Here is a 13,785-nt window from a genome sequence, read left to right as displayed (position 1 = left end):
TAGCGTGGCGTTCTCCCCGGACGGCGCGCGGATCGTCAGCGGGTCGGACGACAAGACCGTGCGGCTGTGGGACGCCCGGACGGGCGCCGAACTGCAGGTGCTCCAGAGCCACGAAGAATCCGTGACTAGCGTGGCGTTCTCCCTCGACGGCGCGCGGATCGTCAGCGTGTCGGTGGACAAGACCGTGCGACTGTGGGACGCCCAGACGGGCGTCGCCCTGCAGATTTTCCGGGGACACGAAAGCAATGTAAATAGCGTGGCGTTCTCCCCGGACGGTGCGAGGATCGTCAGCGGGTCGGCGGACAAGACCGTGCGGCTGTGGGACGTCCAGACGGGCGCCGCCCTGCAGGTTTTCCGGGGACACGAAAGCAATGTAAATAGCGTGGCGTTCTCCCCTGACGGTGCGAGGATCGTCAGCGGGTCAGGTAGTTTCGCTTCCAGGGACAATTCCGTGCGGCTATGGGATGCGCACACGGGTGTCGAACTGCACGTGCTCCAAGGCCACGAAGACTTTGTGCATAGCTTGGCGTTCTCCCCCGACAGCGCGCGGATCGTCAGCGTGTCGGTGGACAAGACCGTGCGACTGTGGGACGCCCAGACGGGCGCCGAACTGCAGGTGCTCCGGGGACACGGAATGTTGGGGGCTAGCGTGGCGTTCTCCTCAGATAGCGCGCGGATCGTCAACACTTCGGAGGAAAACACCGTGCGGCTGTGGGATGCGCACACGGGCGCCGAACTGCAGGTTTTCCGGGGCCACGAAAACTCTGTGAATAGCGTGGCGTTCTCCCCGGACGGCGCGCGGATCGTCAGCGGGTCGGCGGACAAGACTGTGCGGCTGTGGGACGTCCAGACGGGCGTCGCCCTGCAGATTTTCCGGGGACACGAAAGCAATGTAAATAGCGTGGCGTTCTCCCCGGACGGGGCGAGGATCGTCAGCGGGGGGGCAGGTAGTTTCGCTTCCAGGGACAATTCCGTGCGGCTGTGGGATGCGCACACGGGTGTCGAACTGCAGGTTTTCCGAGGACACGAAAGCTATGTAAATAGCGTGGCGTTCTCCCCGGACGGTGCGAGGATCGTCAGCGGGTCGGCGGACAAGACTGTGCGGCTGTGGGACGTCCAGACGGGCGCCGCCCTGCAGGTTTTCCGGGGACACGGAATATTGGGGGCTAGCGTGGCGTTCTCCCCCGACGGCGCGCGGATCGCCAGCTGGTCGATGCACGGCACTGTGCGGCTGTGGGATGTGCAGACGGGCGCATGTCTGGAGGTGATCAAAGGAACCGGCGATGTGAAAGCGATCGCGGCGGGAGACGTTCGATTTCCCTATCGCGCGTTGCCGCGTGAGCAGCAATCCGTCATCGAGACGTCGACCGGCGGTCGGCCGGTGGCTTGGCTTCCGGAATCGCTTTACCCGATCGACACCCATCCTGCCGGTCGCCTCTGGGTGGGAGCGAACGGCAATCATCTCTACCTGCTACAGCTGGAAGGTCCGCCGAATGCGACGGGGCGGTTACCATAAGCGCCGCTCCAGGAAGTAGGCGAATGCAAGCAAGTCGCGCCCGGACGAGAATCCTAAACCGAGAAATAGCAGGTCGCCTTTTTCAACCTCGTCATTCTTCGATCGACGCCGGAATTAGTAGGCGATTAAGCTGACGGCCGATGGATAGTGCCAACACCCATGACCGCGAGCAGTTTATTGCGTGACCTTGGTGCAGCGCCTTGGCGGGTCAGCTAGAATCCTAATGCTCAGGCAAATTGTGGCCTCCGGGCGATTAGCGGAGAGCGGAGGCAACGGCTTAACGAGGGACTAAGGCCGGATCGGGCCTCAGCTACTGGACGCGTTCGATGGCTTTCCGGATTCGACTGCCCTGATGGTGATGAAGGCGGCGACGACAAGTATCAGCACAATGCTCATTCATCGACGCCGATGGTCGTTCGTTATCGGCACCATCCGTACTTTAACTCCCCGGTAGAGATCGTACGGCCGTTCGGTCCCGGCCAACTCTTGGTGCGCGTTCGCGACAACGTCCAGTTCGTAATTCCCGAGTGGATGTTCGACGCGGCTTCTTGCAACGCCACCTGCGATGCCGAGCGTCCGTGCATCGCAGCTTCAGCTCTTCTGGCTCTTCGCAGCCTGCTGGATCATCAATCCTTGCTGTTTTCGTCCGGGGGCTCTACTGGTAATGCCGTGGGCAAGCCAGGAGACCAACATGGACAAGTCGACGATTCAACGAGCAACTCCGCGCCTTGCGATTGGCCTTGGAAAAGGCCCGTTACGAAGTGAGTCATGCACGTCGGCAGTACGATGCCGTGGACCCCGAGAATCGGTTAGTCGCGGGCGAACTGGAGCGACGGTGGAATGAAGCACTGGAGCAGTCTCTGGAACTCGAGTCTCGTCTCACCGAATTGGAGCGACGTCATTCGCCGCTAACCGATGCGGATATCCAGCGACTGTTGGAGTTGGGAAGCGACTTGAAGAAGTTATGGACGCATCCGTCGGTTACGACCGATCTCAAGAAGCGAGTCCTGCGTACGGTGTTGAATGAAAACGTGATCGTCGCGCACGACGACCCGCCGCGAAACGAACTTCTCTTGCATTGGCAAGGAGGCGTGCATACGAAGCTGTCCGTCCCGCGAAATCCGCGAGGCAAACATGGCCGAGCCACGAGCGGTGAGGCGATCGACGTCATTCGCGAACTCTCCAAGGTCTGTGACGACCGTGAAATCGCCCGCGTTCTCAATCGCTTGGGCTACCGCACCGGCCGCGACAACTCATGGCAGGCGTCGCGCGTCGCCGATGTTCGCCATCACTACCGACTTCCGAGCGGTCATCCAGCGACTGATGGACAAACGCAAACTACCCGCGACGCAACCCGTCAAATACGCGCCCTGGATCATCGAACGAGCCGACCTGGCACGACCTGACGTGCAAAAGGAAGTCGCAGCCGTTCATCGCGGCGGCCGTCGTCCGCTGACTCTTCGAGACCAACGCGAATTACCCCTGGATTAGCGACTCTATTGACAAGAGGTGGCATTATGGCGAAACGCTCCGGGGAAGATTGGCGAGATTCTTTTTGGGTGAGGGAGTCGGAATGACGGACCGAGAATTCATGGAACTCGCGCTCGAATTGGCCGCAAAGTCCGTTGCGGAACCCGGAAAGAGCAGTCCGAACGTTGCGGCTGTCGCGGTAAAAAACGGAGAACTCCTGGAGTCCGCCTTTCGCGGTGAACGGAAGCCTGGGGAGCATGCCGAGTACACGCTTCTAGAAGGCAAGTTATCCACAACGGATCTTAGCGGGGCAACGATCTACACAACCCTTGAGCCCTGCACGACTCGACGACGCGGATCTTGCCGTGTTCGTTACCCGCTCGTTTCTGACTCTGCGAACTCTTGCACCCTCCCATCGCTGACGCTCCGGGCTCGCTGACTTAGCGCCGCCGTGTCGCAATGGCGTGGTTGGTACGGCCGGTTGCCTGGCCGACGACGAGCCTTCGGACGAAGACGTTCGCCGCTACAATGCATCGACTTAGGTTGTTCCCTACTCACCACAAAGCTGCGGTCATGTCCGGCCGCAATTCGGCGGGCGGCAGGTGGCGCGAGCCGAATCGTAACGGAGTGTCGCCCGCCTTCGGGGGCTTTGAGGGGTTCGTTGGGTTTTGTTACCCGGAGCTCACGCTCCGGGCTACAACCTGGCGCCGCCCTTCGGGGGCTTGGAAGCCGAACAAAGCGGTGGAAGAATACTTCGACGCGTGTTCGGTACCGGTGAAAGCGTCTCGGAACAAATCAGACCGAGTTGAAGCCATGCCTCGCATATTCGCCGTTGTTCTGCTCGCCCTGCTCGTGCTTGAGCCGTCGCCGGTCGTGGCCCAGCAGGCCGCCGCCCAGCAGCCCGGCGAGAAGGAACCGCCGGAGGCGAGCCTTACCGAAGAACAAGTACGAGCCGAGCTCGAGCGGCTCGAGGTGCGGTTGAAAAACGCTCCGACGACCCCGGCGCTCCGGCGGCGAGGAAGGAATTTATTCAGATCTACGGTCAACTTGAGGAGTTGCGGGTCCGGCCGCGAGATGGCCGGGATAAGCTCAAGGCTCGGTTCGAAGAACTCGGCGCACGCGAGGACGTAATGCAATGGGTCGCCGAGTCCAACCGGCTCCACGAACAAATGAATAAACTTCGCTATCGCGACTTTTTTCTGATTCGCGAGGCGGGGCGACGGCTCGCCGAAGCTCGGCATGCCGAGTTGACCAAACTTGCGATCAAGGAAACGCCCGAACGCGACCGGCTCGGGCTCGACGTGCGCCGGTTTCCGCGAGTCGATGGCTCGACATCGACGCGGCCCCTGGCGGCCTTGATCGACTTGGCCCCAACCCATTGACAAATGCCAAGATTGGTCATCGACGAGCCTATTGCGACCGCTTATTATTCCGCCGACTCTGTCAGGCGGAATCTCAGCTAGTTCGTATTGGGGACATCCCTCAATCCAGCGATCGAACCCGGCTTCCGCCAACAGTTCGTTCAGCTTGCGATAAAACGGGTGACCCTGCGAACGGACCAGCATCTCCGTCGCCACAAACAACGATGCCTGACGCCGCTTCTTCCGACCCATCGCCATCGTGCAAGCCCTCCATGCTCGTCAAATCTCGCGGACGACGATAGCATAGCGCGAAGCGGGAATTCTTGAACGGTCTGCTAGACGGGCGGCAAGCGTGAGAATCCCCGCAGAAACCGCATGTTCGCGGCCTGCAGTTCGGGGCGTGGGGAGACGAGTTTGCTTCACGAGCGGCGCCGGCGTAGGACGGTGGGTCAAATTCGAAAAATGGGAGAGGCGCAGCGGACTATGCAACACGGGAAGATGATTGAAATCGATCGATGTCCTCACTGCAGAAGATCGCATCCCACGATGGAGCAACACTTTTTCCAGGGCAGTGCAGACCACCGCGGCAACAACCCACGGGAATGGGGAGCCTACCGCTGTGCGGGCTGCGGCGGATTCGTTACGGCCGCCACTGGGCCAAACTCGAATGCGATCGCTGACTTTTATCCAGCGATCGATAGAATCGATGAAGCCATTCCGGAGCGGGCGCGTGAATACCTAACTCAAGCGGTTGATAGCATCCATTCACCTGCCGGAGCCGTAATGCTTGCGGCGAGTGCGATTGACTCGATGCTTAAGGCCAAAAACTACAGAGACGGTGTTCTCAATTCACGAATCAAGGAAGCCGCTCGGGATCATATAATCACGCCCGAAATGGCCGAATGGGCTCATGACGTTCGTCTTGACGCAAACGATCAGCGACATGCCGACGACGCGGTACCACTTCCAACGGAAGACGATGCGCGCCGAGTGATCGAGTTCGCCGCGGCCCTTGGCGAGTTTCTTTTTGTTCTGCCCGCGCGAGTTCAGCGAGGACGGACGATCGGCCCGCCGTCGGACCCTAACATTTAGCGGCTCGATTCGCCGGCGGCGGGTGGTAGGTTCGGCAGTTCGCCGAATGGTCCCTCACCCTCCACGCCCGCGATCCGCCGTGCAGCGCATCGCCGCCGATTTCCGATGGCCGCCGGGCTTGGGTTAATGAGACTCCGCCCCAGCCGTGCACCGCGCGGACGGCCGCGAAACGAGACCCCGCAAAGTGCAGCGATCTGGGCGCGGGTTCGATTCCAAGATGGACAAGTTTGCGGAGCGTTTTTCGACCGGCTACGTTTGTGGGATGCCAAATCCACCCACGTATCTTTACAAGTATCGAGCCGCCAACGAGCGAACTGTCGCGGTCATTGAGCGAGGGGAATTGTATTTCTCGTTTGCTACCGATTTCAACGACCCGTTTGATTGCGTCCTGCGACTAAGCATGGACGGACCCGAGAACATATCGTTCATCCAGTCCCGGGTTTATGAATCGGCCAAAAAACGGTTCCCAAATCGTACCGAAGATGCTTGGCGGCGCGCCGCACTACTGACGACATCCAAGTACTACGAGACGTTGGCGGGTTCGATGTCGGCTATGCTTGAGGAAAAACTACAGAAAACGACGAGCGAGCGTATTTTGTCTCGCCGAACGGCCGGACAACATGCTGATGTGGTCTCACTACGCCGACCAACATCAGGGTGTTTGCCTGAAATTCTCCACTTTGGCAGATCCATTGAAACGATCGCAGCAGGTCAAGTATGACGACCTGTTTCCGACCCTCAGCGCTGCAAAAATAGTTCACGATGAAACAGTACGGAATCGTGGATCTTGGATGCTCCAAAAAGCGGAATGCTGGGAGTACGAATGCGAGTGGCGCGTTCTCGATTTCCGTCGCGGCAAGGGCGTGCGAAAAATTCCTCGCACTTCCGTGGCCGGGGTGATCCTCGGCTGCAGGGCGAGCCAAGCAACCGAGGATCGGTTTCGGGCATTGCTTCGGCATCGCGCGGCGAAGCTATATCGAGCCGAACTTGATAAACATCGATTTCAAATTCACGTTCGCGAACTTCAGAAATAGCGACCATGCCGACCGACCCGCCGACCACCCAGCAAGCCCTCCGCCGCTATCATGGCGAAACTGACCGGCCACGTCTGGTTGTTCGACGAATTGTTTCAGGCGGTTCTAGGCGATTAGAATGCCGGGATGGACGAGAAGTCGAATCCTTACCAAGCGCCATTGTCGGTCGGAGCCGGCCAGGCTCGTTGGAAACGGCCGGCCTTGATTGCGCTGCTGCTTTTGGCCGGCCCCATTGTTTTGGGGGCACATTTCGGCTTAGGATTTCTCCCGGCCGTCGGCATCGCGGTCGCTCTTAATTTTGCCATTCGCAACCTCAAGCGTTCGCAATTCGAGCACGGTGCGCCGATTAACGTGCGACCCTATTTCGTGCTCGCCATGCTTGAATTCGCCGCGTTCCTCTTTTGGTTGCGATACGGACGTCGCTAACACGCGTCGGACTTCCCGTGGTTCCGCCGCCCTGCACACAACAAGACACCACCCCCGCAGCGAATTGGGTGATCTAAGCCCGCCCATCGGCTAGGAAGCGGGGATGGGAGAGAGAAAGAAACTTTCGCTGGTCTGGCGCTTCGTGATTCTGTTTCTGTTGCTGCTCGCGATCATCGCGTCTTGCGACATGCTTTTCGTGGCAATGACGCGCTAGCCTGAACACGATTCAGCAGCGTTACGGCCGCCCGTCGGTTAGAATCCGGAGATGATCCTTGACCGGCCGCCGCCGCGATGCCTTTTGACTTTGCGGTCGTCTTGCTGCAGTGTTGGGGCATCCGGCTCATGCTACGTACTATTAGCGTTCATACCCGGCCGGCTCAGGAAGCTTCTCGGAGTGATTTCTAAGTTGAACGATTAGGCACGGCCGCCCGCGCGCCAGGTGCGGCAAGCCGCGGCGAAGCCCCCAGGATCAGAATATGCGCCCCATTTGCTTTCTCGCAGGCTTGCTCGGCCTCGTTCTTGCCGCATGCTCGGCCGCAGCGGCCCAGACGCCCGGGGCCGGGCCGGGCGACCGGATCAAGCTAACGCCGGCCGAAGAGACGGCCGTCGAGCGGTGCTTGTTGCGGATTCGCACGTGCCAATGCCCGGACGGCGGTTTGGGCGAAGAGCCCGTGGATCTCAATCGATTCAAAGCTCCGGGAAAGCACGTTGCGAGCATTTCACCGACTTACTCGCATTACGGCGCCCTGGCCCTGCTGGCGGCTCACGACCGGAAGCCGAACGCCTACGATCTGGCGATCGTCGAGAAGTGGCTCGTCTGGTGTGCCGAACATCAAGGGCCCCGCGGCTATTGGTGGTATCACTCCATCTCCTCCACCCATGGCCTGCACGCCAGTGATAACGTGGGCGAATACAATCGCTCGGCCGCCATGTTCCTGCTCACCGTGGGTCGATTCCAGCGTTCGGGCGGAACGGTTTCGCCTGCGATGGTTGCGGCGGCGACGAAGGCGCTGAAACTGCTGGCGGAACTCGCCGACGACGACGGCCTGACCTGGGAGACCCACGCCGCTCGGTTCAAGAACCTGATGCACAACCTGGAGGTTTACGCCGGGCTGCGCTCGAGCGAGGGTATGTTTGCGGCCGCCGGTGCCGCAACGGAAGCGGCACGGGCCAAAGCGCACGCCGACAAAATGGTAGGCTCGCTGCCGAAGCTGTGGCTCGCCAACGATGGACTGTTTGCGACCGAGTGGCGGGAAAACTCACGGTACCAGCGGGGACTCGCCAGACTCAATCCCAACGGCACGGCGCAGCTGTACGGACTGGCGTTCCTCGCTCCCAAGCGCGAGTGCTGGACCGCGGTCGAGCGCGAGTTCGCCCCCGAAAGCACGCCCGGAACGCGTGCGGGCGTCGAGCGTTGGCTGATGGCCGCCACCCGCTTCGGCGGCGACGACGTGGCCGATTGGCGACGAAAAACGGTCGACGAGGTGTACCAGGTTCCCGACTGCGCGATTCATCGGGCGGGCCTGATCACGCTGGGGCTGCTGGAAGGTGCCGATTGGATGCCGAGCGTCGCACAGGAAAACTCCGGCATTCCGATGTTCGTTCCTGGCGGGCCGATTGAAGTTACCGATATGGGTATCGGTCGCGGCTGGTCGGTCGACGCCGCTCCGGAGGCCGACATTGCGACGATGCACGTCGGCCTGTGGATCCGCCGCGTCGTGGCGGCCGACCCGGCGGAGGAACACTTCGTCAAACTGCAGTTGGAGCCGATCGAACTCGACACGGGTAAACGGCTGACGCCGACAGCGCGACCCGGCGAAAATCGGTTTCTCGAGGGACTCATCCGCACGAAAGACTGGAAAACGGCTCGCGGCAACGGGGGACCCGTCGTCAGGCTGGTGCTCGACGCGCCCGACCGCGGTGCCGCGAAGATCAAGTCGCTGAAAGGCACGGCGACGGTTGCGCGGGTGAAGCTGACGCCGCTCGAACTCGGCGATGCCGATGCGCTGATCGGCAAGAAGGTCGAGCATCCGAAGCTGGAAGACTTTCCGATTCGCGCGTCGGTCTATACGAGAGACGGCACGACGACGCTCAAGCTCAAGCTCCCCAGCGACGACGATCGCGTGGCCGAGTGGGGCCTGGTGAAAGGGGGACGACTGCTCCCACACAGGCTCGAGCAGCGTAAGCGCATGGAAGGGGTCCGGACCCTGACTAAGATTTACGACGGTCTTCACGAGAAGACGGCGACCCTGCGTTTGATACTCGCCGAACCGGTCGAGACGGAAACGATCGAGTTTGAGTTCAAAGACCTGCAACTGCCGTAGGGCGTCGGAGGGTGTCCCGCGACGATCCGTTGGAGACTTCCAGTCGGATGCCGAGTTTTCCTTGCGGGCAAACGATGCGTCCGCAATTCATCGCCGTCTAGTTTACGTCGGCCGACGCCGGCTCACTGCGAGTGCGGTAGAGAAACGCATCGGAGGTAAGCAGCGTCGTGAGCAGCGCTTTCATGCTGCCGCCGCCGTCTTTGTAGGCGCGGTAGGCCGCTTGAAGCACGGGGGCGTCGTTGAGGGTTTCGTTGCGGCCCATCCAGAAGCGGAACGCGTGGCGGACGAAAACCTGTTCGGGACGACGACTTTCCGCGAGCTTATGAATCAGGTCCATCGCGTCGGCGACTTTGCCGTCGAGTGCAGGCTCGCCGGATTCAATGATCTCGCCCGTCGTGTCGACCGGTTTGTCGAGTTCCGTCTTTCGGAACAGGCCGGCGTGATTGTACATTTCGAACGGCAAGCCGAGCGGGTCCATCTTCTTATGGCACGTCCAGCAGTAGGTTTCCCGCGTGACACGCATCCGTTCGCGCAGGGTGTGGTCCGGTTCATCGGGGAGCATCGCATCCACCGTGATCGGCACATCGGGGATGCCGCCGCCCAGCAGTTTTTCGCGAATCCATTTGCCGCGACGAACGGCGTGGTTGTCGACGGCATCGGAATGTGAAACGAGCCAACTGGGATGCGTCAGAATACCGAGGCGTTGACCTACCGGGACCGTTGCCAGGATGCGATCGGGTACCATCGACCCGTTACCAAAGCTGCGCCGACTCACGCGCGCTGAAATGGGCGGACCGGATAAAGTCGCTTCCGTGACATTGTAATTCTCAATCGGTTCTTTCGCGTTCTTGGCCGTCGATTCCTTCTTCTGCGCCGCCGCGGCTCTCGCCTCCGCCCGGGTGCGTTGCTCGCCCAAGTAAAGATTGTCGGCTTTGGTTGCGACGACTCGATCGGTCGTGAGCAGCCGCTTCAGGACATCCTTGTCGTCCTGAAGAATCAGCTCGATCAGACGATCGGTGCTCGCCGTTGCGTCGAACATGGCGCGGTAATGCGACGATCCGCGGTTGCTCACGCCCGTCGCGTTCAGCGCTTTGCCGTCTTTGCAAATGTAGCCGCCGAGGTCGTAGTCGAAGTAATCGCGGAAGAATTGCAAGATGCGCGGCTTGCGGACGGCGTCGTCGGCCAGCATTCGTTCGACCTCGCGTCGGACATCGTCCCGCGTTTGCATGCGCCCTGCGACGATTGCCTGCCGCAGTTCTTCATCCGGCTTGACGTAACTTAGCGCGTGATTGACCGCGAGCCCCAGTTCCCAGTCTTGGAGCATGACGCGACCGTACCGATCGGGCGTGCCGCTCTCGACAAGTTCGGGACGGAAGAGCGCATCACGATCGAGGAAGATGGACGACAAGCCGAGAACGGCGCCGTCTTCTTTGCCGAGCTTCTTGATGGAGTTTTTGACGATCGAGAGGTAGTCGTCCGACTCCGATTCGGACGGCGGCCGGAAGGCCAGGGCTTCGAATAGGTAGTTTACCGCCGCACGCAAACGCTCGTCCGTCGCTCCCTCTTCTTTCATCAGGTCGTAGACGGGCGTCCGCGGTCGCAAGAACTTGGTGCTGTAGACCAGACTTGTAGGAAGGCCGCGAAGATCGCCCTGCATTTTGTCGGCGATGGATGCGGGATCGTCCGTGATCTGATACGGCTCGGCGATGCTCAGCGGCCCGTAAGCCATATAGCGGATGATGTCGTCGGCGATGTCCATGATCTGCGTGGCTTCGGCGCTGTTGACCGAATAGAAATCCGGATAATTCTTCAACCCGTGATTGCGCGCCGAAGCCAGGACGGCGGGGACGCTCTTGACCGCAGTGGCATAGGCCACCGTCCCGCCTTGCCATTGGATGATGTTATCGGTGCCGAAGTACAGCTTGAGTTCGCCGCCGTGGTTGGTGGGAACGGAGTCGCCGTGCGCGCGCAGGCCGGGATTCTTCGGATCGAATTTCGGCTCCGTGTTGATTAATTCATTGAGCCGCGTGACGTGCTCTTGCGGCGTCACTCGCCAGAGGCGAGCCGGCGACGATGTCGGGGCGAGTCGGATGCCGTCGGGCAACGGACCGAAAAGGAGATCGTGATCGACGAAATTGCCTTTATCGGGATCGAGATGGGCGCGGAACCCGCCCTTATCGCGCAGCACGCGCGAGAGTTCGCCGATGATCCAGTCGGAAAACTGCAGCCGCTCGATGACGCCGGGCTGTTCCGCATCGCGAGGGGGCATCTCCTTCAAGGCGACCTGAGCCCAGACGCTCTTCCAAATGGCGGCATTGACTTCGTCGACCGACCCGAGACTTTGGAGCGAAAGGTTGCCTTCAGGTTCCGTCTCGCCATGACAATCGACGCAGTGGCGAACAAGAAACGGTCGGGCAAAACCGGCGAAATCACGGTCGATCTTTTGGCCCGGCGTATAAGTCTCGGCGATTGCGACGGACGACATGCCGAACGAAAGCGCCAACGCCCAGACCATTCCGGTTCTGCTCATGCCAATACTTCCTTGAGCGGTCCGGTGCCGGAATCGAACCTTCCGGCCAGTTTTTCGTCCATGTTGAAGGAATCCACGTTTTGGCCTGCGGAGCGGAGTAGCGTCGTATAAAGCGCGTTGATCGGTCGCTTGCCGTCGAGCTGCGTGAAGCATCCGGTCTTGAACAGGCCGCCGCAGTTGCCCAGGAGCAAGACCGGCCAGTTCGCGCCGTTGGTGTGCTGCTTGTCGGCGTTGTTGCTGGTGTAGACGATCAGGGTGTGATCCATCATCGTGCCGCTCCCTTCGGGCACTCGCTCCAAAGCTTCCATCATCCGCACGAGCATGCGACTGTTGTACTGACGGATCTTGATCCAGATGGGGTTGTCGGGCTGCGCCATGTGGCCCAAGTTATGGCCCTGCTGTTCGACGCCCAGCCCTTTCCAAGCGCCAAAGATTTCGCCTCGTCCGGACCCGATGGTCAGCGTGTTGGTAATGCCCGACGCAAGCGCCGAGATGCCCAGATCGAGCAAGACGTCGTGCCAGTCGGTTTCGAACTTTGGTTTGGTGAAGCGTTCGTCGATTTTTGGTGCGAACTTACGCAAATGATCGGCGACCGTGTCGAGGCGATCGCGCAGGCCGTTCACGTCTCTGAATCCCTGGACGTACCGCCCATAGCGGTGCGCTTCCGCGCTCGGCAGCGATCGGCCTTCGGCCGCGGCGAGCGTTTCGATCTGAGTCAACACGTTCGACCGCGCTTCGTGCTGAAGCCGGATGTCGCCGGTGGAAATGCCGCCGTACAGCAGCTGATAGAGGTGATTCGGATTCGAATACATGAAGATGGGCTGCCCGGCGCCGCCGGCGGACAGCGTGGCGATCGTGGGCTTGGTCGTCATGTTCTCGATCGAGTCCATGCCGATGCAGAGGTGAGGTAGCAACGTCTGCGGCAGGGCCTTGCTCAGCTCGTAGTCGATCGTCGAGGCGCTCGGCGGAACACCGTCGCCCCCGCGATAGCCGCCGAGCGCACCGAAGAAGGCGCTGTGCGACGGGCTGGTGTGCGTGCCGTGCAGGCCGTTGATAATGTGCAATCGTTCTTTGTAAGGCTCAAGCGCCTCGATGGGCTCGGGAAGCCTGGCCTTCGCCAGGGATCCGCTGCGGGTCATCCCGGCGGGAACGCAGGTCGCCGGATCGAAGCCCTGATTCTGCAGAAAGAAGACGATTCGCTTCGGAGCCCCGTTACCGGCCGGCGACGCCATGAGACGATCGGGAAGAAGCGAGAGGCCGAGCGCGGCACCGGAACCGACCGCCATTTGGTGCAGCATTTCTCGACGATTGAGCATGATGATTCCTTGGCGAAATTGACGGTCGGGCTGTTTGCGAAATGGATTGGCGGAGGTCTTGATCTGCTGAAAGCCGTTGAATCTACCGTCCTCGCGTTTGTTTGCCGAAAGGTCTACGGCGCGAATGGCGAAGCGAGGAGAATGGCCGGACCACCTTAGAATAAGATGCTTCAACGCCGTCAAAAATTTTATTCGCGTCGTGAAATTGCCGCAACTCACAAGTGGGTAATATCTTGCGACAAAACGCCGACACTTCACGATGCGATAGGACGCTCGTTGCGGATTTGGCGATTCTGAAAGGGGCACCGTTTGCCAGAGCCTGACGACGCTAAAGCTCAAGAGAACGAAAGTAACGCCGGCACAAATCGCCGACCTCCGGCAGGCCCTGCCCCAGTGCAAAATCACCTGGGACGATCCGGCCTTGGCGACGACGCCGTAGGTCGCTGTTCTCCCTCCTCCGCGAGGGCGGCCGGAGCGGAGATGGCTCCGTGCGTGTTTACCTGCGACCAACTGAACAACCCGAACCATGGCCCCTTGAACCCGGCCCGCCGCTGGAATAGCCGGGCTCGGCGGAACCTCAAATCCGCACGGCGCCGCGTGGCCGCGGCAGCTAACACGCGAGGCTAACAGGAATTGCCCACTGCCCTCGGCGTCACGGGCTGTTACGATATAAGTGTGGCAGCCGTTACGACATAAGCGTGGGTTGATATCAACTC

At 60.6% G+C, this 13,785-nt stretch carries 10 protein-coding genes; 8 read left to right on the top strand and 2 right to left on the bottom strand.

The window, feature by feature from the left end; all coding sequences use genetic code 11:
* The 8 genes from SGJ19_07295 to SGJ19_07260 all read left to right on the top strand — a co-directional run.
* Positions 1 to 1,516: WD40 repeat domain-containing protein (locus SGJ19_07295; GenBank protein ID MDZ4780039.1), on the top strand; the 1,516-nt coding region annotated here is incomplete at its 5' end.
* 728 nt (positions 1,517 to 2,244) lie between these two features.
* Positions 2,245 to 2,922, top strand: coding sequence for a hypothetical protein (locus tag SGJ19_07290; GenBank protein MDZ4780038.1), 678 nt, complete (start codon positions 2,245 to 2,247; stop codon positions 2,920 to 2,922).
* An 877-nt stretch (positions 2,923 to 3,799) separates the two neighbouring features.
* Entirely contained in the window at positions 3,800 to 4,117 is a 318-nt protein-coding gene (locus tag SGJ19_07285; GenBank protein ID MDZ4780037.1) for a hypothetical protein, read from the top strand.
* Positions 4,118 to 4,155: 38 nt separating this feature from the next.
* Positions 4,156 to 4,368: a hypothetical protein gene (locus tag SGJ19_07280; protein ID MDZ4780036.1), complete on the top strand. Its 213-nt coding sequence runs from the start codon at positions 4,156 to 4,158 to the stop codon at positions 4,366 to 4,368.
* Positions 4,369 to 4,893: 525 nt separating this feature from the next.
* Entirely contained in the window at positions 4,894 to 5,439 is a 546-nt protein-coding gene (locus tag SGJ19_07275) for a DUF4145 domain-containing protein (protein MDZ4780035.1), read from the top strand.
* Positions 5,440 to 5,656: 217 nt separating this feature from the next.
* Positions 5,657 to 6,160 (top strand): hypothetical protein, encoded by a 504-nt coding sequence (locus SGJ19_07270; protein ID MDZ4780034.1) that lies wholly within the window; start codon positions 5,657 to 5,659, stop codon positions 6,158 to 6,160.
* Positions 6,161 to 6,599: 439 nt separating this feature from the next.
* The gene (locus tag SGJ19_07265) at positions 6,600 to 6,899 is read left to right on the top strand and encodes a hypothetical protein (protein ID MDZ4780033.1); all 300 of its coding nucleotides are present in this window, start codon (positions 6,600 to 6,602) and stop codon (positions 6,897 to 6,899) included.
* A gap of 929 nt (positions 6,900 to 7,828) precedes the next feature.
* Positions 7,829 to 9,223, top strand: coding sequence for a hypothetical protein (locus SGJ19_07260; GenBank protein ID MDZ4780032.1), 1,395 nt, complete (start codon positions 7,829 to 7,831; stop codon positions 9,221 to 9,223).
* Positions 9,224 to 9,320: 97 nt separating this feature from the next.
* Here SGJ19_07260 and SGJ19_07255 read toward each other — a convergent pair whose 3' ends face one another.
* Complete coding sequence (locus tag SGJ19_07255) at positions 9,321 to 11,753, bottom strand: DUF1588 domain-containing protein (protein MDZ4780031.1); 2,433 nt, start codon at positions 11,751 to 11,753, stop codon at positions 9,321 to 9,323.
* Positions 11,750 to 13,069: a DUF1552 domain-containing protein gene (locus SGJ19_07250; GenBank protein ID MDZ4780030.1), complete on the bottom strand. Its 1,320-nt coding sequence runs from the start codon at positions 13,067 to 13,069 to the stop codon at positions 11,750 to 11,752. The genes SGJ19_07255 and SGJ19_07250 overlap by 4 nt, the downstream gene beginning before the upstream one ends.
* Between the last annotated feature and the right edge of the window lie 716 nt (positions 13,070 to 13,785).

Source organism: Planctomycetia bacterium (assembly GCA_034440135.1).
GTDB lineage: Bacteria > Planctomycetota > Planctomycetia > Pirellulales > JALHLM01 > JALHLM01.
The sequence above is the reverse complement of the archived record's forward strand: the minus strand, read 5'-3'. Positions and strand labels throughout refer to the sequence as shown.

Excerpts from the sequence above, each read along its gene's own strand:
- SGJ19_07260 (MDZ4780032.1), top strand. The coding sequence starts at position 7,829 with ATGTTCCTGCTCACCGTGGGTCGATTCCAGCGTTCGGGCGGAACGGTT.
- SGJ19_07250 (MDZ4780030.1), bottom strand. The coding sequence starts at position 13,069 with ATGCTCAATCGTCGAGAAATGCTGCACCAAATGGCGGTCGGTTCCGGT.
- SGJ19_07275 (MDZ4780035.1), top strand. The coding sequence starts at position 4,894 with ATGGAGCAACACTTTTTCCAGGGCAGTGCAGACCACCGCGGCAACAAC.
- SGJ19_07270 (MDZ4780034.1), top strand. The coding sequence starts at position 5,657 with ATGGACAAGTTTGCGGAGCGTTTTTCGACCGGCTACGTTTGTGGGATG.
- SGJ19_07255 (MDZ4780031.1), bottom strand. The coding sequence starts at position 11,753 with ATGAGCAGAACCGGAATGGTCTGGGCGTTGGCGCTTTCGTTCGGCATG.
- SGJ19_07285 (MDZ4780037.1), top strand. The coding sequence starts at position 3,800 with ATGCCTCGCATATTCGCCGTTGTTCTGCTCGCCCTGCTCGTGCTTGAG.
- SGJ19_07280 (MDZ4780036.1), top strand. The coding sequence starts at position 4,156 with ATGAATAAACTTCGCTATCGCGACTTTTTTCTGATTCGCGAGGCGGGG.
- SGJ19_07265 (MDZ4780033.1), top strand. The coding sequence starts at position 6,600 with ATGGACGAGAAGTCGAATCCTTACCAAGCGCCATTGTCGGTCGGAGCC.